Genomic DNA, 18443 nt, shown 5'->3' with positions numbered 1-18443 from the left:
CTCGACCTCGTGGACCATCGATACGTTGCTTGCATCGATAGTAATACCACGGGCCTGCTCTTCTGCATCCGAATCCATGAAGAGCTGTTTGCCCGCAAGTTCCTCAGAGATAATACCCGCACCCGCAAGCAGGTTATCGGACAGGGTGGTTTTGCCGTGGTCAATGTGCGCCACGATCCCGATATTTCTGATGTGCTTGGGGTCCTTCATGAGCTCGACTACGCGCTCTACCGTTTTTTTGCCACGTGACATGAAAATAACCTCAAAAAAGATGTTTTACCGGGCGGATTTTGCGATCCGCTCCTTTTCTTCCTTTTTCCCGACCGAGTAGCACTTTGCGTCGCCCTTTGAGGCGGCAATGAGCTCGTCGGCAAGGATAGCACTCGCTGGCTTCTTGCTCTTACGCGAAGACTTCCAGACTGCCTCCGCGATGAAGCCGATGGCGGAGTCGACACGGCGCAGGGGAGCGGTGTCGACGGATTTCGGGACATTGATACCACCGTACTTCAGACGGACGGTCTCTTCCCGGGGACCGGTGTTGCCGATTGCCTCGACAAGCACTTCGATGGGGTTCCTCTTGGTCTTCCGGTTGATGATCTCGAATGCATCCCGCACGATCCCTATTGCCAGCTGCTTCTTGCCGGTATTATTCTCGGTCTGCATCAGGCGGTTGATTAGCCGTTCGACAATCATCATATTGGCCTTATTGAACTCCTGGCGCGAGAACTTGCCGCAGGAGTGGGGGATAATCTGGGGGGTAAGATTTACGTACCGGACGAGGCTCGGGTCGGTTACCTTGACCTCAGATACATCCCACTTGTTGAAGAGGAGCTTCTTTGCTTCGGGCTTCTCCGGGGTCTTTACTTCTGCTTCTGTCATCACGATCACCTGCGCGGTTTCTCCTTCCTGCCAATAACCATCTCATGGAGGCAGACGTTGTTCACGCTGGTAACCACGTACCGGACCCCGGGAATGTCTCCCATGGACCGGCCCAGACGACCGCCGATGCCCTCGATCTCGACCTCGTCGTGCTCATCGATGAAGTTGATAGCACCGTCGCCTACCGCAAACGCGGTGACCTGACGGCCGTTCTTGATCAGCTGCACGCGCACGCATTTCCGGATCGCCGAGTTGGGCTGCTTGGCCTCAACACCGACTTTCTCGAGCACGATACCCCTCGCCTGCGGAGCGCCTTCCAGCGGATCCGACTTAACGTCGAGGTTGAGTTCGCGGCGGGCGTAGTTCTTATCGCTCCACCGGAATTTTTTGGAGTCCCGAACCAGTTTTCTGGCTGCAAATTTACCCTGTCCCATTAAAGAGCCTCATTTCAGTTGTTTTTGTGGTTGTCGATAACCCACGCTGAGATATATACTAGGGCGGGGAACCGATTTATAAATTGTGGCATCCACCTGCCTGTCTTACACTATTGATCCTCAGCCATAATAACATTATATCCTCCCGGGCCCAAATCTTGTGCAATGAAAGTCGGGATCTATAAAGAGGTGCAGATAGACACCAGCCATCGCCTCCTCCATTACCACGGGAAGTGCGCGAACCTCCACGGGCACCGGTGGAAGATTGAAGTCTGGATGGAAGGAGAGCCAGATCCGGCAACGCAGATCGTGATCGATTATAGTGTCATAAAGAAAATCGTGGAAAAGTACGACCACCAGATCATCCTCAATAAGGATGACCCGATGGTCCCCCGCATCGCAGAGTTCCACCCGGTGATTACGACTCCCGGCGATCCGACCAGCGAGCTCATTGCGTCCCTGATCCGGGACGACCTTACGTGCGCCTGCCGCGAACAGGGGCTCCGGGCTGCGGTATCGAAGATCCGGGTGTGGGAATCCCCGACATCCTGCGCTGAGATTTCATAAATGAAGGTCGTCGAGATTTTTGAGAGCCTCCAGGGCGAGGGGAAAAACCAGGGCCGGCCCTGCCTGTTCATCCGGCTTGCAGGCTGCAACCTCTCCTGCCGCTGGTGCGATACCGCGTACGCGAGAGATGGCGGGACGGAGATGAGCTGCAGGGAGGTGCTCGAAACCTGCTGGCGGAAAAATCCCCATCTGGTTTGTATCACGGGCGGCGAGCCGCTCCTCCAGAAAGACGCTCTCCTCGATCTTCTCCCCTCCCTCCAAAAGCGGGGAGCCGCGATCGACATCGAGACCAACGGTACGATTGCCTTTGCGGATCTGCAGCCGTACGCTTCCATCTGCATGGACGTCAAGTGTCCCTCCTCCGTTGAAGAGAGCGATCTGTCACTTTTACCTGCCATCCGACCGGGAGACAGCGTGAAGTTTGTCGTTGCAGACCAAGAGGACTGCCACTATGCCCATGCGGTGATGAGAGAGCACCCGATCGGGGGCGAGATCTTCTTTTCCCCGGTGGAGGGTACTGATTACCAGCCCATCATACGCTATATCCTTGACAACGACCTGCCGGTCCGGTTCCAGCTCCAGCTGCATAAGGTCATCGGGGTGAAATGATGAAGGCGGTCTGCCTTATCTCGGGTGGCATGGACTCATCGACACTTGCGTACTATGCACGAAGAGAGGGCTACGAGATCCTCGCCCTTCATGCAAACTATGGCCAGCGTACGGAGGCAAAGGAGCGGTCCTGCGCACAGAAGATCGCATCCCTCCTTGAGGCTACTGACTTCACGGAGATCGATCTCAGGTACTTTGAAAATTTCGGGGCAAGCAGCCTGACCAACCGGAACATGCCGGTCGACCGGTTCGATCCGGCCCGGGCGCATCTCCCCAACACTTACGTGCCGTTCCGGAATGCAAACCTCCTTGCCATCGCGACCAGTTACGCGGAGGCAAAAGGCGCAGACGCGATCTTCATTGGGGTACAGGCGCTCGATTATTCCGGATACCCCGACTGCCGGCCGGCCTTTATTGATGCCTTCCGGAAGGTGATCGCACTTGGTACCAAAGAGACCACGCAGATCGAACTCTTCACGCCCTTTATCACCATGACCAAAACGGATATCCTGTGGCTCGGAAAGGATCTCCGCGTCCCGTACGAACACACGTGGTCATGCTACCAGAACGAGGAGAAAGCCTGTGGTACGTGTGGCTCGTGCCACTTCCGGCGCGAGGCGTTCGCTGCGATCGGCGAGAAAGACCCGATCCCGTACGAGGTGGACTAATATGGAGATCTTCCGCGGCAGGCGTCTCTGGATCGAAAAGTCGAACGTGAAGTTCCCCAACGGTGTTGAATCGGAGAAGGTGACGGTCCACCCCGGGAGCGCGGTCGCCATCCTGCCGGTCACACCCACCGGCTTCAAGCTCCTGCGGCAGTACCGGTACGCGATCGGGCAATACATCTGTGAGGCGCCGGCCGGGACGATGGAGACCGGGGAGGAACCCCTGGAGACCGCGCAGCGCGAACTCATCGAAGAGGCCGGGGTCTCGGCGGGAACGATGATCCCCCGGGGTTTCATCTATACCACGCCCGGATATACTGACGAGAAGATCTGGCTCTTTGAGGCCCGGGACCTCACGCCTTCCCACGCGTTCGAAAAAGATGCTGATGAAGTGATCGAAGTGATGGATGTCACCCGAGAGAGAACAGACGCGATGGTAGCCGATGGCACCATCTGCGATGCAAAGACGATCTGCCTGCTCCACCGGTGCAGGGAGGGATAACCATGCGGGCATTTTTCATCGCAGCCGGCCTTGCCTTCCTGCTCGTGCTCGCAGCCTGTGCCGGATGCATGAGCAGTTCCACAACCCCGTCATACTCGGTAGACAGCAACGGTATCCTCTCGGTCACCTGTGCCCCGGTCACTACGAACGAGACCGTGCTCTTTGCCAACGAAACCTATACCGAATCACTGGTGATCCTCCACACCCAGACCGGGGATGTGACCACCTACCTGAGTTACCCGAAGAATCCGAAGGCCGTTTTACTGTACCTGCCGGGAGCCGGGGAAAAGATCACCGGTCACGCAGGGCGGATGGTCCAGTACGCGGCAGACGGGTATGCCTTTATGTTCCTTGACTACCGCGGGCGTGGCGGGGAAACAGCCGGCTACCCGTTCAATCCCAATACGGATTATGCGCTGTTCGAGAACAAGGAGTGGCCAGAGTATTACCAGACGATCTGTGATATCTCTTCGGCACAGGCCATGCTCTCCTCGCGGTTCGGGGTCCCGGTCTATGCAGTCGGAGGGAGTAATGGTGGCCGGTACGCTGCGGTGGCAGCTGGAGTTGACAAAAACTTTGCCGGGTATATCGGGATCTCCACTGCCGACTGGGGAGTCAAGGCTGCAGTGCTCGCGCAGGGTGGATCGGGAGATATTCTCCAGTTTGCCGAATCGCTTGAGCCCAGCACGTACCTGCCCACGATCTCACCCCGGCCTGTATGGATGTATCACAACGCCACTGACCCGATCATCCCCTTTACGCAGGGGCAGGAACTCTACGCGACCGCAAACGAGCCCAAAAATTTCACTGAATTTAACGGTGACCACGGGATCAACCCGGATGTTGATAACCGGCTTATGGCCCTCTTGGCGCAAATTTATGGCACGCGAGTGTGAATAGGTATTAGCTTTACATTTAGAGGATGAAATCCGCCCATGACAGAGACCGAGGAGATGGACGAGGCGCGCAAGCGCTACGAGTTTAAAAAGACGCTGGAAAAACTGGAGGCGCAGGAAGGGGACGGGACGGAGCTCATCACGCTCTACATCCCTCCCGATAAGCAGATCTACGATGTGACCGGCCAGTTAAAGGACGAGTACGGCCAGTGTGCCAACATCAAGAGCAAGCAAACAAGAACAAACGTCCAGAGCGCCATCTCCTCGATCCTCTCCCGGCTCAAGTACTACAAGCGCCCGCCCGAAAAGGGCATGGCGGTCTTCTGCGGAACGGTCAAACTGTACGGGGACCGAACCGATCTCCAGTGCACGGTCATCGAACCGCCAGAGCCGCTCAACCTCTACATGTACCGGTGCAGTTCCAACTTCGAGCTCGAGCCCCTCAAGCAGATGCTGGAGGAGAAGTACGTGTACGGCCTCCTCGTGCTCGACCGGCGTGAAGCGTACTGGGGATTCCTGCGTGGCAACCGGATCGAACCCATGGGGGGGTCGACCTCCACGGTTCCCGGCAAGATGCGCAAAGGAGGTCAGTCTGCAGCCCGGTTCGGCCGGCTCCGTGAGATCGCGATTAATGAGTTCTACACCAAAGTCGGCGAGCGCTCGAGTGCGATCTTTCTGGCTGAAAAGGACTTCTTTAACCGGTTCAAGGGGCTGTTGATCGGCGGTCCGAGCCCGACGAAGGAGGAGTTCGAGGCTGGCAATTTCCTGCACCATGAGGTCCAGAAACGGGTCCTCGGCCTCTTTGACGTTGCCTATACAAACGAGGACGGACTGCCCGAGCTGGTCGATGCGGCAAAGGACGTCCTCTCGGGAATGGCAGTTGTCAAGGAGAAGGCATTCATGGACCGGTTCCTCAAAGAGCTGGTCAAGGACAACGGCCTTGCTGCTTACGGTGAGGAGAGCATCAGGAAGAACCTCGAGGTCGGTGCAGTGGATACGCTCCTCCTCTCCTCCAACCTGCGGAAGTCACGGCTTAAGATAAAATGCCAGAACTGTGACCATACCGAAGAGCGGACAGTCAGCATGCCGGTAGGAAAGACTGTCCGGGATATTGAGCTCGGCTCGTGCCCGAAATGCACAGCACCCCTCGTGCTTGAAGAAGAGATCGACATTATTGACGAACTTGCCAAACTCGCCGATCTCTCCAGCGCAAAAGTGGAGCTGATCTCGGATGATTTTGAGGAGGGTTCGATCCTCTACTCGGCATTTGGCGGGATCGCAGCAATTCTCCGGTACAGGACGGGATTATGATGGTTTTTGACACAACATCAATAATTGCCAGGATACTTGCCGAAAACACAGGTGTGACAGACGTCCAGCTCATTGACGGGGGAGAGCACGCTGACCTCGCTTCAACTGTTGCATTCTCCCTTGCAAAGACAAGAAAGCAGGCACCCGCAATAATTGCGCAGGAGATCTCGGCATCGCTTGCAGGGAACAGGGAACTTGCAGAGCGTGGAATCACGGTCGAGGCAAAAGGACCGTACGTCAACTTCATCCTGGGAAAGGCATATGTCAGTGCGACCCTCAGGGCTGCAACGCAGCCTGGCTACGGGGCACTCCCGAAAAAGGAGACCCGGGTCGTGCTCGAACACACGAGTGCCAACCCTAACGGCCCCCTCCACGTAGGCCACATAAGGAATTCTATCATCGGCGATACACTCGCCCGGGCCTTCCGGAAGGCAGGCTACCCGCTTGAGGTCCAATATTACGTAAACGACATGGGCCGGCAGATCGCCATCGTGGTGTGGGGTTTCGATCACCTGGAAAATGCGCAGGCTGAAGGGGAGAAGGAAGACGCCCATATCGCCCGGATCTATATCGCTGCCAACCGGGAGATCGAAAAAGATCCCGGCATCACCAAACAGGTCGACACCCTCATGCAGCTCGTGGAGCGCGGGGATGCAGAGACCGCAAAAAAATTCCGCAGGGAAGTCTCCCGCTGCCTGGATGGTTTTGCGGTCACGATGAAGAACCTTAACGTGAAGCACGACCGGTTTGTCTGGGAGAGCGATTTTGTCCGTAACGGTGATACACAACAGGTGATCCAGAAAATTGAGAAACTCCCCCAGGCAACGCACGAGGACACACTCCTCGCGCTCGATCTCGCAGAGTTCGGCTTTACCAACAAGTACGTGATCCGGAGGAGCGATGGTACCTCCGTCTATGCGGCCCGCGACCTCGCGTTTCACGCATGGAAGAGCGCAAACTTTGACCGGGTCATCGATGTGCTCGGCGCTGACCACAAGCTGATCGGTGCGCAGCTCCAGTGCACCATGAAGCTGCTGGGAGAGAAAGCCCCGGAGATCGTGCACTTCGAGTTCGTCTCACTTCCCGAAGGCTCGATGAGCACCCGGGCGGGCAAGTTTGTCTCTGCCGATGACCTGATCACCGAGGTCACCAAACGGGCATTCGATGAGGTAACTGCACGCCGGCCGGAGCTGGACGAGGCGACCCGCAGAAGCATTGCAGAGGCAGTCGCCCTAGCCGGCATACGGTACGATATCGTGAAGATCTCCCCCGAGAAAAGCACGGTCTTTGACTGGAAGGATGCCCTCGATTTCGAGCGCCAGAGCGGCCCCTACATCCAGTATGCCCATGCACGGGCATGCAGTATCCTGGAAAAAGCCGGTGCATTCGGCGAATGTTATGACCTGGAGACCGAGCAGGAGATCATCCTTGCAAAGAAGATCGCAAAGTTCCCGGCCGTGATCGAGAAAGTGGTGGCCGAGCTCCGCCCGCACCTGCTGGCCACTTACGCCCACGAACTGGCAGACACCTTCAACACGTTCTACCATTTTGAGCCTGTATTAAAGAGCGAGGGAAAAGTCAGGGACCGCCGGCTCACGCTCGTAAAAGCCGTACAGAACACTTTACAAGAGTCCCTTGAGACGCTCGGGATCGATGCCATCCACACCATGTGACGCCCGGATAAAACAGGGCTACCTCTTTTTTTCACCGGACTCTTCGGCCGCCCTCAAGCCCTGCCTCTGGTGCAAGCGGGCTCTTGCAGGAGGTGAGATGTGCTACAAGCACCAGTTCTACGGGATCGACAGCCATCGCTGTGTCCAGATGACGCCGACCCTCCGGTGCAACCAGCGCTGCCTCTTCTGCTGGCGCTCATTCGAGCACGAAGTTGAGGTGGAGGCAGAGTGCCCGCCAGAAACCATCCTTGCAGGGGTAAAAAAACTCCAGAAAAAAGCGCTCGCGGGATATAACGCGGTACTGGACAACACGGTCACGGATGAGCGATGGAAAGAAGCACTGAATCCACGACATGTGGCGATCTCCCTCTCGGGCGAACCCACGCTCTATAGCCGGCTTCCGGAGCTCGTTGATCTCTTCAATACAAACAGGTATACTACATTTGTCGTCAGCAATGGCACAAACCCGGATATGATTTCCCGGTGCCGGCCCTTCCAGCAGTATGTTTCGCTCGATGCGCCGGATGTGGAGATCTATGAAAAGACCTGCCGTCCCATGGGCGATGCCGAGGTGTTCTGGGACCGTATACAGGAAAGCCTCGGAAAGCTCCGGGCAAAAAGATCGGCGGTCCGGATCACCCTTGTAGCCGGTGTCAATGATGCAGATCCGGAAGGATATGCCCGGCTCCTGCAGGATGCAGGGGCAACATTTGTCGAGGTAAAAGGATACATGTATCTGGGATACAGTAGAAACCGTTTGCAACGGAATAACATGCCGGAGCATGCACAGGTGCGGGACTTTGCAAAGAGGATTGCCGCAGCGTGTGATTATACGATCCGGGATGAAAACCCCTTAAGCAGGGTCGTCTGCATGGAGCGTGTGTAAATGAGATTCAACCCGCAGGACTGGAAAGAAAAATCCCATACGAACTTTGAAGGCGCATGGCACGAGGGCCCGTCCGTGATTACACCACCGGGGGAGGACAAAAAGTACCCCCGCCTCCGGTATACACGGGCCCAGCCGCACCCGATCTTTGCGACAATCAACCGGCTGCGCGAGATCTACCTCTCGATGGGATTTGATGAGTGCGAGAACCCGGTGATCGTGGAGGAGAGCGATATCTACCGGCAGTTCGGACCCGAAGCGATGGCGGTACTCGACCGGGTTTTTTATCTCGGCGGCCTCCCGCGCCCGAACGTCGGGATCGCCAGAAAGCAGCTGGACGAGATCAACGATATCCTCCAGAGTCACCGGAGCCCGCTCGTCCATGGTCATGAGATCCCGGCAGGCGAGAGCGGGCATAAGGAACCGTTCCGGCCGATGAGCAAGGAAACCGAAGAGCAGCTCCGCGAAACCCTCCACGCGTATAAAAAATCAGAGATCGACGGGGACGAACTCACCCATGAACTGGCAAAAGTCCTTGGGGTAGATGATGGGATTGTCGTGCATATCCTCGATTCAGTCTTCCCCGAATTCAGGTCGCTCGTGCCTGAGTCATCGCGCAGCACTCTCCGCAGCCATATGACCAGCGGCTGGTTCATGACCCTTGGATCTATCTGGGAGCGTACGCCCCTGCCCATCCAGCTCTTCTCGGTCGACCGCTGCTTCCGGCGCGAGCAGGCGGAAGGCCCGACCCGGCTCATGACCTACCATTCCGCGTCCTGCGTGGTCGCGGGGGAGGACGTCACCCTTGAAGACGGGAAGGCGGTAAGCGAGGCGCTTCTCTCTGCTTTCGGGTACGAGGACTTCCGGTTCCAGCCTGATGACAAACGCTCGAAATACTATATGCCTGACACGCAGACTGAGGTGTACGCAAAACACCCGGTGCACGGCTGGGTCGAAGTGGCAACCTTTGGCATGTACTCTCCCTCTGCCCTCGGCGAGTACGGGATCGGCGTTCCGGTTATGAACCTTGGCCTCGGTGTTGAACGCCTCGCCATGATCGCCTACCAGGCTAACGATGTCCGGCAGCTCTCCTACCCCCAGTTCTTCCCGCGTCTTCCCGGAGACCGGGAGATCGCACGCGCCATTCACCTGAGAGCCGAACCCGCAACAGTGGAGGGGAAAGTGCTCGCCCGTGCAATCGCACTGGTTGCCGCGGCTAACGCCACCGTCCAGGGGCCCTGTTCCTTTGAGGTATGGGATGGCACGCTGTACGGCACCCGGGTAAAGGTGGCAGTGGAAGAGACCGAGGCAAACGCAAAGCTCCTGGGACCGGCGTGTGCAAACGAGATCTTTGCCTATGACGGGAACATCCTGGGTGTGCCCGACGCCGAGAAATGGAAGGACGTGCGGATAAAAGGGGTTTTTTCCGGGATTTCGTACCTTGATGCCGCCGCTGCATTCGCGGCAGCAGAGATCGAGCAGGCCGCACGGTGCAAAAAAGGCACGCTCGTGCAGGTCAAGATGGCAAAACACCCCAGCGATATCAACCTCAGGATTGAGGAATATGCGATGCGGGCAATCACGGATACCAAGAAGAAGATCGATGTCCGGGGGCCGGTCTTCCTTGCGGTCAGGTCACAGGTAATCGAATAATCTTTTTTATCTTCCATCAGGAGTGGGAATCCTGAAGGAAAATCCTTCGGTTAATGATCCGCCACGAGAGGATCAACCGGACAATATCGGTCGCGGTCACAGTCCTGCGCCCGGTAAACATCTCGATTGGATGGACGCCGGTCTGTTGCTCGATCGAGAGTTCAAGTTTCCGGACCGTATCATAATTCATCTCGCCATCAAAAGTGAGGGCCCGCAGGAATGCACATTCGATCCTCCGGGTCGAAAATTCGATGAAAAAATCGCTCTCATGGAACGCCAGCAGCGATGTGAGATCGATGGATAATACGATATCGCGGACGGTCTGGTTCATCGGGTTCTGGAGAAGCGAGATCGCGTAGACATTCTTCGCCGGCCCAAGATCCGGCCCGTACTTCGAATACCCGATCCGTATGATCGTATCAGCCAAGCAACGCTGGGGCTCAACATAATCTGTGTAATCCGCTTCGCGCCGGGCAATCTCCCCGTCTACCTCACCGGGCGAATAACCCCGCTGCCCGGTATCACGCTGCCGCTTCCAGGCGTACTTGACCTCCCGGTCCGGATCGACAAAGACAGAGAAATCCACGAGTTCCCGCAGCGCCGGGGTAAAGAGGGGATGAAGTCCCTCGAGGATAATGATCTTTTTTGATGCAAATGGCACCGGGGGATCGAATGTACCGGTGGTGTGGTTGTACACCGGTTTCTCAATCGCGCGGCCCTCTTTGAGACGCGCAACATCTACCTCCAGCCGGGAGAGATTGTTGGCATCCGGGTGGAGCGGTGTGATATCGAGGCGGCGGCGTTCTTCCCGATCAAACTTGTGGTAGTCATCGAGGGTAATCGTGGCCACAAGGTCCGGGCCGAAGATCTGGCGGATGGCGCTGGTAAACGTCGTTTTTCCCGAACCGCTGTCCCCTGCTACACCGATGACAAAGACCCGTGGCGAACGGGCGATGATCTCTTTAAACGGGGGTACACGGGACATGTTCACCATTACCTGCGATGCGATCGGTTTTAACTACATGGATAGGAATGTCTGAAAAAAATTATCAGATCTTTAGGTATTGTTAGAAATAAATAACAAATAGAAAAAAATATGTTAGAATTAAATAACACTAATGAAGAGGAAGGTCTTTGCAGACACGAATACGTGAATTCCGGGCCCGGTATGCTCTCACGCAGGAAGATCTTGCAAAAAAAGCCGGTGTTCGTCGCGAGACAATTGTCTTTCTCGAACAGGGAAAGTACAATCCTTCGCTGAGGCTCGCCCATGATGTTGCAAAAGCCCTGCATACGACCATTGAAGACCTGTTCATCTTTGAGAATGCTCTGCCAGAGCCGGAGAGGCGGGTCGTGCTTGTGGACTAATTTTTTAATCGGCCCCCACCACTATGGTGCCGTGGGCCCGGGGCGGGAAACACTCCCGGCCTTTTCGGGTACAGCAATATTTCCGGCGCCGGCCGCTGCAAAACCGGCAAGAATCATGACCGTCGCCTCCTTGTCAAGCGGGACATTTTCGTTCCCGCACTTGGGGGAGTAGATGCAGGAGGGGCAGCCCTTGTTGCACGTGCAGTCCCGCACCATTTCGTGCGTCCGAAAGAACAGTTCCGGAAGCAGCGTAAACGCTTTTTCGGCAAGACCGATACCACCCTCGTACCCGTCATAGACAAAGATCATCGGTTCTCCGTTCTCGCCAAACGCAGGACACGACAGCCCCCCAATATCCCAGCGGTCACAGAGAACAAAAAGCGGCATAAGCGCGATAAGCGCATGCTCGGCACCGTGCAGCCCGCCCGCGAGGTCGAGACTGGATACACAGACCGGTCCGGCAAGGGAGTCAGGAATGACCAGCCAGAAGGCCTTGGTCCGGAACGTGATCGGCGGGAGATCAAGCGGCTCGACCCCGAGGACCGTATCGCCCTTCTTGATCTTGTATGCGGTGTATCGCTCGGTCACTTCCACATCGCCGAACGCACAGGTAACGCCATTGATGTCGCGTGTTTCAAGCGTTTCAATAATTTTGAGGCTCGTGTCCTTGAGCGGCTGCGTATAATAATCAACATCAGTCTCGCTCACCCGTACCGTGTGGGTCTCAAGGTCCATCTCGTTTACCACGCAGGTGATGCCCTGGTGAAGCATGATCGCCCCCTTGTGCGCCTCGCGGTACGCTTGGGCACGATCCATGGTCTCAAGCACCCGGCCCTCGCAGAGAATCCGGAAGCTCTCAGCTGCCATCCCGTCGATCGTCACCGCCTCTGTGGCCCGACTCCGGCCTGAATACACGAAGCCCCGGGGTGTGGGGAACAGAAGACCGCTCTCTGCAAGCTCCACAAGGGCCGGGGGAAACTGATCCCCGAAGAATTCCCAGTCCTTTTTCTCGTGAAGGGGAAGTTCCGCCGCGGCACACAGGAGGTGCCCTGAAACGATATAGGGATTGCCGGTGTCAATGATCGCGTGCTCGTGGGGTCGTGAGAAGAACTCGTCCGGGTGGTGCATGAGGTACTGGTCGAGCGGATTTGCCTGCGCAACAAGCACGGCAAGTGACTCCCCGGCCTTTCGTCCCGCACGGCCGGCCTGCTGCCAGGTTGACATCATCGTACCCGGGTAACCATCGATGATCACCGCATCGAGCGATCCGATATCGATCCCGAGCTCGAGTGCATTTGTCGAGACAACGCCCCTGATCTCCCGGTTTTTGAGCCGGCTCTCGATCCGGCGGCGCTCCTCGGGGAGGTATCCGGCCCGGTAGGCAAGGACGCTCTCTGCGATGTGGGAGGTGGTGCGCCGGAGGTCCTCTTTTGCCCAGAGCGCGATGAGCTCCGCAATCTTGCGGGAGCCGGCAAAGCAGAGCGCCTGGAGGTCACCTTTGACACAGGAAACAAGAAGGTCTTTTGATTCCTGGTGAGCGGAACGCTCCCCGACGCCATCGTAGAACGGGTTGTAGAGGACAAAGTGCCGTTTGCCCCGTGGCGAGCCATCGCTGTTCACCCGCACGAAGGAAAGGCCGGTAAGTTTTCCGGCAAACTCCTCCGGGTTTGCAAGCGTTGCGCTCGAAAGGACAAACTGCGGATTGGCGCCATAATACCGCGCGACACGGCGGAGCCGGCGGATAAGAAGCGCGATCTGCGAGCCGAAGATCCCCCGGTACCGGTGCGCCTCGTCCAAAACGATATACTGGAGGTTTGCAAAGAACGGGCTCCACTTCCCGTGCCAGGAGAGGACCTGGTGGAGTTCGTAGGGGTTCGAGATCACGATCCGGGTGTATTCCCGGATCGCGGACCTCTTCGACTGTGGTGTGTCGCCATCGTAGATCGCGGGTTTTACGGAAATGTCGGTGAACTTCTCCATCGCTATGAGTGTCGCGAGCTGGTCGTTTGCTAGTGCCTTTGTGGGGTAGAGGTAGAGTGCCCGGGCATCCGGGTCTGCGGCCATGCGCTCAAAGACGGGAAGGTTGAATGCAAGCGTCTTCCCGCTCGCGGTCGGGGTAGTGATGATCACGTTCTTTTCTTCACGAAGGAGGTTGATCGCCTCGCACTGGTGGGTGTAGAGCCGGATGCCGGCATGGGCCAGGTACGCGGCAAGCGCATCGGGAAGAGGAAGGTCAAGCGTGCCGTACGCCGCCGGTTCCGGGTCCGCAATGTTATGGCAGGCAACCCGGCTGCGGTACACAGGGTTGGTACCGATGAGACGTACCACATCAGCAACGGCCACAGGTTTCCCCCAGCAGGTAAAAGAAGAGATGTGCCGTTGAGATCACATCCTGCCGGTTGTGGCTGACAATCGGAACCAGTGGCCCGCAGTTTTTTGTCCGGATATACGTCTCGTAGAACTCAGGGACCATCTGGCCCGGTACATCATCTTTCCGCCCAACTCCGAGGATCACAGACTCGAGCTCGCCAAGCCGGCAGGAGGGATACTGCCCTTTCCACCGGCGCCGGGCAAAGTGCAGGACATCAAAGTGCGGGACCCGGGTGACGGGGGGTATGCCATAGTACGCGAGCCGGTCCTGCACGTAGGGGAGGTCAAACGCCTTCCCGTTGAAGGTGACCAGCGCTTTCTTTTGCCCGGCAAAATGGCCTGCCAGTGCAGTGAGGGCTGCGGGTTCTTCGCTGATATCGCGGAGCAGGTACTGGCGGACGACAAAGTTCTCCTGCTCGATGGTCCCGACCCCGAAGAGGATGATAGGACGGGAGAAGAGACCAAGCGTCTCGATATCGAGAAAGACGAAATCTTTCGGTGCAAACGCACAGGCAGCCCCGAGCACGAACGGGTGAGACCGGGCATGCCGGCTCCCGGCAAGATCCATGATCTCGCGGGGATCAGAGCAGGCAAGCCGGTCGAGAACCTCCCGCGCTGCATGCCGGAACCGCGGGTGGTTTACGAGGTCTGCGATCGTTTTCCAGCCCCGTGCCTTCAGTCGGACTGCTGAACGCTCCCCAATCCCCCGCACGAGCGTAAGATCGGCAAGCATCTCCGCATCCAGGCGTTTCCCGTCAAGCGGAGGAGAGGCGAACACCTCGCGGTGTTCAAGGGTGAGGCAGGTTCCGTTTTCTGTCTCGATCTCACTACCGGGAAACAGGGATGTAAAAGGAGTGCCGTCGTACTGCAACACCAGATTTTCCAAAAGGGCACGGGCCCGGTCGTATTCTGATGAGAACAGGCAGGAGCCGGCGAGTCCTGCGCCAAAGACGTTCCCATCGCGGACCACGCTGTACTCCCGTAGTGCAGCCATCCGCTGCTGCCAGAGCGCCCCGATCCTGCTTTCAGCCTGCATGGCGGCCATACTTATGTACCTTATCCAAAAATCCCCTGCTTAAACATCCGCCGCGGGGAGTGAAAGTGACAAGAAACCTCATCATCCTTCCGGCCAACCATTTCCTTAAAATGATCACGATCCTCCAGCACGGGGAACACGAACCCGCGGGTACGATTGAAAATACCTTACAGGGAGGAGACGAGCCATTTAGGATCCTCAGGCTGTACGAAGGCGACCCGGTCCCGAACGATCCACCGGAACGGCTTATTATCCTCGGTGGCCAGATGAGCGCGAACGATGAGCGGGAATACCCGTTCCTTGTCCAGGAAAAACTGCTCGTGAGAAAGGCCGTGGCCCACGGTTCTGTTGTGCTCGGGATCTGCCTCGGTGCCCAAATGATTGCGGCTGCCTGTGGAAAGACCGTGTATACTAGTAAGAAGGAGCTCGGCTGGCGGATGATAACCGGGTGCAACTCCCCGGGGCAGCGCTTCTTCCCGGGAAATTTCGAGGTGTTTCACTGGCACAGCGAAACGTTCGATCTGCCGGAGGGGGCCCGACTCCTTGCGACCGCGGACGCGGTAAAAAACCAGGCATTCATGCTCAACAACGCACTCGGCGTCCAGTTCCACCCCGAGGTGACCGAGGAGATCATCGCATCCTGGGCAAAAGATCTCTGCGCTGACGAGAGGGCCGTGATCCTGAATGATTCCGAAGAAAAACTGGCCGAAAACCGAATCCTGTGTGATGCGATTGTCCGCGTATTCCTTGCCGGCTGGAGATGGTGAAGGGGATTTTATGGAGGACGGTAAGATCAACGGGTTTCTGATTGACCTCGACGGGGTGCTCTATACCGGAGATACCCCGGTCCAAGGAGCCAGAGAAACTCTCGCGTTCCTTACAGACAATGGCTATCCTTTCCGGTGCCTCTCTAACTCCACCCGCAAATGCCGGGCAACAATCGCAGCCCGGCTGGATAAAATGGGCTTTGAGATTCCCGAACGCTCAATCTTCACCCCGCCCCTTGCCGCGGTCCGGTTCATAAAAGACTCGGGAAAAAGCCGGGCATTCCTGCTCGTGACCGGCGATGTTGGCAGAGATTTTGCCGGAGCGTGCGCTGATGACGGCTCGGTAACCATGGATTACGTGATTGTCGGCGATGCGGGAGACCGGGTAACGTACGCGACCTTAAACCACGCCTTCCGCTGCCTGATGGAAGGAGCTCACCTGATCGCACTCGAAAAAGACCGGTATTGGATGGACCGGGACGGTCTCGCACTCTCGGCCGGGCCGGTGGTTGCAGCGCTTGAAATGGCCGCAGACACAACCGCGACCGTGGTCGGGAAACCCTCAAAGGAGTTCTTCGGCCTTGCGCTGCAGGATCTTGGTATGCAAAAAGAAGAGGTTGTGATGATCGGTGATGACATCTATACCGATGTTGACGGGGCACAGGCTGCCGGCATCCGGGGTGTGCTCGTCAGGACCGGTAAATTCAGGCCTGACGTCTGTGAAAAAAGTGCGATACATCCGGCGGCAATCATAGACTCCGTCCGCGATATCGGCACACTCCTTCCTATAACACGCTCATGACCCGCACTGAACAATTCCTCACTGGCATCATCATCGTGATGCTGGCCATTGCTATCGTAGCCGGCTATCTCTATGCCACCCGCCAGTCGGTTGTCGTTCCCCATATTGCTGTAGGATCGGACGACGGAACATCGATCATGGCCACCCATACCTTCCCGTTTGAAAAGAACACGATCACCATCTCGGTACCGGTCGATGCTGCGGTCTATCACGCAGCAAAGACCACGGATAAGTCTATTTCGATCTATGGCAATGTGACCGAAAGTGTCTGGGTAACCGACAGTTATCGGGAGATGGTTAACGATCCGGCGCAGGACCCGATGTACACGGATCTTCTCATCCAGTTCCAGAAGATCCGCAACGACGAAGGGCTTTCAAGTGATGAGTACCTTGAACTGATGGCAGCGTACACCCAGTCTCTCACCTATGAGACCACACCGGATAACCCGACGAAGTACCCGGTCGAGACTGTCGTAGAGGGTGCCGGGGACTGCGATGACAAGAGCGTGCTCCTGGCCGGCCTCCTCTCCCGCGAGGGATACAATGTATCCCTTCTCCTGTTTTCACCGGAATCACACATGGCCCTTGGGATAGGATCACCGGATTCGCTCTACAAGGACACCGGATATGCCTATCTGGAAACCACCAACTTTTCCTATGTGGGAGTCCCTCCTGATGATCTGGAGGGAGGGGTAGTCCTCACCTCAGAGCCGCTGGTTATCCCGGTCGGGAACGGGACAACGCTGTACACCAGCGGGGCACAGACAACATATATCCACGACATGTTCTCTATTTCCGGGCAGAAAGTGGCAGCTTTAAACGCTCAACTGGTCCCGATTGCTTCTGATCTTACGGCAAAACAGGACCAGATCTCAGAGATCGAATCCCGCATGGAGGCATTGCGGAGCTCAGGAAATATCGGAGGATACAATGCGCTTGTCTCATCCCACAACGCGCAGGTATCGGTCTACAACGCCGAACTCTCCACGTACCGGGGAGAGGTGGCGCAGGGAAATGCTTATGCCGAGGTCTACAACGATATCCTCACCCACGCGTACGACCGGAAAGGCACCTACATCTGGGTAAAGGCGAACATGCCGCAGTAACCGGTCAGATGTTCGGCTTTTCCAACCAGAAGCTTACCTCTCGGACAGCGGCAAGAGATCACCGATCGCCGCTTTGAGGCGCTGTTCCGCAGTATCGCAGTACTGGCGCGAGAGATCGATCCCAATAAAACGGCGGCCGCATTTTGCGGCAACAAGCGTGGTGGTCCCTGCACCGTTAAAGGGATCCAGGATAATGTCATTTTTGTACGAGAAGAGTTTCATGACCCGGCGGGGTAGTTCCTCGGGAAACATCGCCGGGTGATCGAACTCCTTCATCCGGTGCTCTGGGGTGATCTTCCAGCGGCCGATCACCCATTCCTTGAACTCGTCAGCGGTGATATCGATATCATCGCGCTGGCCGGTCTTTTTGTGTGTGCCCTTATCAAAGACCTCGATAAATTCCCACGTGTACTTGATGTAGGGCATAGAAGGCGATTTCCAGCTCCCCCAGGCAGTGTACTTGGCGTTATAATTATTCTTCTCCCAGAGAAATTCCGCTTTCCAGAGCATCCCGAGGGCCATGAGCTGGCTGGAGACGATATGGTGGGTGGGGATGTAATCCGAGAAGAACGGTTGGACATTGATGGCCATCCTGCCCCCGGGCCGGAGAACCCGGACACATTCCGTCCAGACAGCATTGAGTGTGGCGAAGTAGTCATTCCACTCATGAGTGTCGTCGTGGGGGTCCTGCGCGTACGCATGGCCAAAGTTATAGGGGGGCGAGGTGATGACAAGGTCTATGCTTTCCGAGGGCAGGCCGGAAAGAACGGATTGTGCGTCGCCGCAGAAGATCCGGTTCACGAATGGTTCTATCGCCGGGTTTTCATGGGTGTGGAGAGCCCCTTTCGCATCCTTTGAACCCTTCCGGACCTTTGCTTTTCCGGCCTTGTCCTTTACTTTTTCCTGCTTCAAGGATCAC

The 18443-nt window shown here is 56.9% G+C and carries 20 protein-coding genes; 13 read left to right on the top strand and 7 right to left on the bottom strand.

What is annotated here, in order from left to right; genetic code table 11:
• The 3 genes from VMS83_RS05560 to VMS83_RS05550 form a co-directional block, all read right to left on the bottom strand.
• Positions 1 to 252: GTP-binding protein (locus VMS83_RS05560; protein ID WP_325410668.1), on the bottom strand; the 252-nt coding region annotated here is incomplete at its 3' end.
• A gap of 24 nt (positions 253 to 276) precedes the next feature.
• The gene (locus tag VMS83_RS05555; RefSeq protein WP_325410666.1) at positions 277 to 879 is read right to left on the bottom strand and encodes a 30S ribosomal protein S7; all 603 of its coding nucleotides are present in this window, start codon (positions 877 to 879) and stop codon (positions 277 to 279) included.
• 5 nt (positions 880 to 884) lie between these two features.
• Positions 885 to 1313 carry a 30S ribosomal protein S12 gene (locus tag VMS83_RS05550; RefSeq protein ID WP_011991275.1) on the bottom strand — a complete coding sequence of 143 codons (429 nt, stop codon included), beginning with the start codon at positions 1311 to 1313 and terminating at the stop codon, positions 885 to 887.
• Positions 1314 to 1478: 165 nt separating this feature from the next.
• Here VMS83_RS05550 and VMS83_RS05545 point away from each other — a divergent pair, with 165 nt between their 5' ends.
• The 9 genes from VMS83_RS05545 to sepS are packed head-to-tail and all read left to right on the top strand — an operon-like array spanning position 1479 to position 10075.
• A complete protein-coding gene (locus VMS83_RS05545; protein WP_325410663.1) occupies positions 1479 to 1880 on the top strand; it encodes a 6-carboxytetrahydropterin synthase in 402 nt (133 codons plus the stop codon).
• Complete coding sequence (locus tag VMS83_RS05540; RefSeq protein ID WP_325410661.1) at positions 1881 to 2489, top strand: 7-carboxy-7-deazaguanine synthase QueE; 609 nt, start codon at positions 1881 to 1883, stop codon at positions 2487 to 2489.
• The gene (gene queC / locus VMS83_RS05535) at positions 2489 to 3157 is read left to right on the top strand and encodes a 7-cyano-7-deazaguanine synthase QueC (protein WP_325410682.1); all 669 of its coding nucleotides are present in this window, start codon (positions 2489 to 2491) and stop codon (positions 3155 to 3157) included. The genes VMS83_RS05540 and queC overlap by 1 nt, the downstream gene beginning before the upstream one ends.
• 1 nt (position 3158) lies before the next feature.
• Positions 3159 to 3656 (top strand): NUDIX hydrolase, encoded by a 498-nt coding sequence (locus VMS83_RS05530; protein WP_325410659.1) that lies wholly within the window; start codon positions 3159 to 3161, stop codon positions 3654 to 3656.
• Between the two features lie 2 nt (positions 3657 to 3658).
• Positions 3659 to 4552 (top strand): alpha/beta hydrolase, encoded by an 894-nt coding sequence (locus tag VMS83_RS05525; protein ID WP_325410657.1) that lies wholly within the window; start codon positions 3659 to 3661, stop codon positions 4550 to 4552.
• Between the two features lie 39 nt (positions 4553 to 4591).
• Positions 4592 to 5863 carry a peptide chain release factor aRF-1 gene (gene prf1, locus VMS83_RS05520; protein WP_325410655.1) on the top strand — a complete coding sequence of 424 codons (1272 nt, stop codon included), beginning with the start codon at positions 4592 to 4594 and terminating at the stop codon, positions 5861 to 5863.
• Positions 5863 to 7536 (top strand): arginine--tRNA ligase, encoded by a 1674-nt coding sequence (gene argS, locus VMS83_RS05515; RefSeq protein WP_325410680.1) that lies wholly within the window; start codon positions 5863 to 5865, stop codon positions 7534 to 7536. The genes prf1 and argS overlap by 1 nt, the downstream gene beginning before the upstream one ends.
• Positions 7517 to 8422, top strand: a complete 906-nt coding sequence (gene twy1, locus VMS83_RS05510; protein ID WP_325410653.1) for a 4-demethylwyosine synthase TYW1 — start codon at positions 7517 to 7519, stop codon at positions 8420 to 8422. The genes argS and twy1 overlap by 20 nt, the downstream gene beginning before the upstream one ends.
• Positions 8423 to 10075, top strand: a complete 1653-nt coding sequence (gene sepS / locus VMS83_RS05505; protein ID WP_325410651.1) for an O-phosphoserine--tRNA ligase — start codon at positions 8423 to 8425, stop codon at positions 10073 to 10075.
• 16 nt (positions 10076 to 10091) lie between these two features.
• On the opposite strand, the gene VMS83_RS05500 is transcribed toward sepS, so the two are convergent.
• Complete coding sequence (locus tag VMS83_RS05500; RefSeq protein ID WP_325410649.1) at positions 10092 to 11060, bottom strand: phosphoribulokinase; 969 nt, start codon at positions 11058 to 11060, stop codon at positions 10092 to 10094.
• A gap of 149 nt (positions 11061 to 11209) precedes the next feature.
• On the opposite strand from VMS83_RS05500, the gene VMS83_RS05495 reads away from it, so the two are divergent.
• The gene (locus VMS83_RS05495) at positions 11210 to 11443 is read left to right on the top strand and encodes a helix-turn-helix transcriptional regulator (RefSeq protein ID WP_325410647.1); all 234 of its coding nucleotides are present in this window, start codon (positions 11210 to 11212) and stop codon (positions 11441 to 11443) included.
• 21 nt (positions 11444 to 11464) lie between these two features.
• On the opposite strand, the gene VMS83_RS05490 is transcribed toward VMS83_RS05495, so the two are convergent.
• Both VMS83_RS05490 and VMS83_RS05485 read right to left on the bottom strand, forming a co-directional pair.
• Positions 11465 to 13786: a DEAD/DEAH box helicase gene (locus VMS83_RS05490; RefSeq protein ID WP_325410645.1), complete on the bottom strand. Its 2322-nt coding sequence runs from the start codon at positions 13784 to 13786 to the stop codon at positions 11465 to 11467.
• Positions 13773 to 14858: a ribonuclease H-like domain-containing protein gene (locus VMS83_RS05485; protein WP_325410643.1), complete on the bottom strand. Its 1086-nt coding sequence runs from the start codon at positions 14856 to 14858 to the stop codon at positions 13773 to 13775. The genes VMS83_RS05490 and VMS83_RS05485 overlap by 14 nt, the downstream gene beginning before the upstream one ends.
• A 56-nt stretch (positions 14859 to 14914) precedes the next feature.
• Here VMS83_RS05485 and VMS83_RS05480 point away from each other — a divergent pair, with 56 nt between their 5' ends.
• The 3 genes from VMS83_RS05480 to VMS83_RS05470 are packed head-to-tail and all read left to right on the top strand — an operon-like array spanning position 14915 to position 17524.
• The gene (locus VMS83_RS05480) at positions 14915 to 15616 is read left to right on the top strand and encodes a type 1 glutamine amidotransferase (protein ID WP_325410641.1); all 702 of its coding nucleotides are present in this window, start codon (positions 14915 to 14917) and stop codon (positions 15614 to 15616) included.
• Positions 15617 to 15626: 10 nt separating this feature from the next.
• Positions 15627 to 16418, top strand: coding sequence for a TIGR01458 family HAD-type hydrolase (locus tag VMS83_RS05475; RefSeq protein WP_325410639.1), 792 nt, complete (start codon positions 15627 to 15629; stop codon positions 16416 to 16418).
• Positions 16415 to 17524: a hypothetical protein gene (locus VMS83_RS05470; protein ID WP_325410637.1), complete on the top strand. Its 1110-nt coding sequence runs from the start codon at positions 16415 to 16417 to the stop codon at positions 17522 to 17524. The genes VMS83_RS05475 and VMS83_RS05470 overlap by 4 nt, the downstream gene beginning before the upstream one ends.
• A 33-nt stretch (positions 17525 to 17557) precedes the next feature.
• Here the strand turns inward: VMS83_RS05470 and VMS83_RS05465 are convergent, their stop codons facing one another.
• Complete coding sequence (locus VMS83_RS05465; RefSeq protein ID WP_325410635.1) at positions 17558 to 18436, bottom strand: site-specific DNA-methyltransferase; 879 nt, start codon at positions 18434 to 18436, stop codon at positions 17558 to 17560.
• Between the last annotated feature and the right edge of the window lie 7 nt (positions 18437 to 18443).

Source organism: Methanoregula sp., from assembly GCF_035543475.1.
GTDB lineage: Archaea > Halobacteriota > Methanomicrobia > Methanomicrobiales > Methanospirillaceae > Methanoregula.
Note: the sequence above shows the minus strand (reverse complement) of the source record. Positions and strands in the feature narration are given on the sequence as shown.

What these genes read in the sequence shown, in the direction of transcription:
- VMS83_RS05555 (WP_325410666.1), bottom strand. Translation starts at nt 879, where the DNA reads ATGACAGAAGCAGAAGTAAAGACCCCGGAGAAGCCCGAAGCAAAGAAG.
- VMS83_RS05550 (WP_011991275.1), bottom strand. Translation starts at nt 1,313, where the DNA reads ATGGGACAGGGTAAATTTGCAGCCAGAAAACTGGTTCGGGACTCCAAA.
- VMS83_RS05545 (WP_325410663.1), top strand. Translation starts at nt 1,479, where the DNA reads ATGAAAGTCGGGATCTATAAAGAGGTGCAGATAGACACCAGCCATCGC.
- VMS83_RS05540 (WP_325410661.1), top strand. Translation starts at nt 1,881, where the DNA reads ATGAAGGTCGTCGAGATTTTTGAGAGCCTCCAGGGCGAGGGGAAAAAC.
- queC (WP_325410682.1), top strand. Translation starts at nt 2,489, where the DNA reads ATGAAGGCGGTCTGCCTTATCTCGGGTGGCATGGACTCATCGACACTT.
- VMS83_RS05530 (WP_325410659.1), top strand. Translation starts at nt 3,159, where the DNA reads ATGGAGATCTTCCGCGGCAGGCGTCTCTGGATCGAAAAGTCGAACGTG.
- VMS83_RS05525 (WP_325410657.1), top strand. Translation starts at nt 3,659, where the DNA reads ATGCGGGCATTTTTCATCGCAGCCGGCCTTGCCTTCCTGCTCGTGCTC.
- prf1 (WP_325410655.1), top strand. Translation starts at nt 4,592, where the DNA reads ATGACAGAGACCGAGGAGATGGACGAGGCGCGCAAGCGCTACGAGTTT.
- argS (WP_325410680.1), top strand. Translation starts at nt 5,863, where the DNA reads ATGGTTTTTGACACAACATCAATAATTGCCAGGATACTTGCCGAAAAC.
- twy1 (WP_325410653.1), top strand. Translation starts at nt 7,517, where the DNA reads ATGCCATCCACACCATGTGACGCCCGGATAAAACAGGGCTACCTCTTT.
- sepS (WP_325410651.1), top strand. Translation starts at nt 8,423, where the DNA reads ATGAGATTCAACCCGCAGGACTGGAAAGAAAAATCCCATACGAACTTT.
- VMS83_RS05500 (WP_325410649.1), bottom strand. Translation starts at nt 11,060, where the DNA reads ATGTCCCGTGTACCCCCGTTTAAAGAGATCATCGCCCGTTCGCCACGG.
- VMS83_RS05485 (WP_325410643.1), bottom strand. Translation starts at nt 14,858, where the DNA reads ATGGCCGCCATGCAGGCTGAAAGCAGGATCGGGGCGCTCTGGCAGCAG.
- VMS83_RS05475 (WP_325410639.1), top strand. Translation starts at nt 15,627, where the DNA reads ATGGAGGACGGTAAGATCAACGGGTTTCTGATTGACCTCGACGGGGTG.
- VMS83_RS05470 (WP_325410637.1), top strand. Translation starts at nt 16,415, where the DNA reads ATGACCCGCACTGAACAATTCCTCACTGGCATCATCATCGTGATGCTG.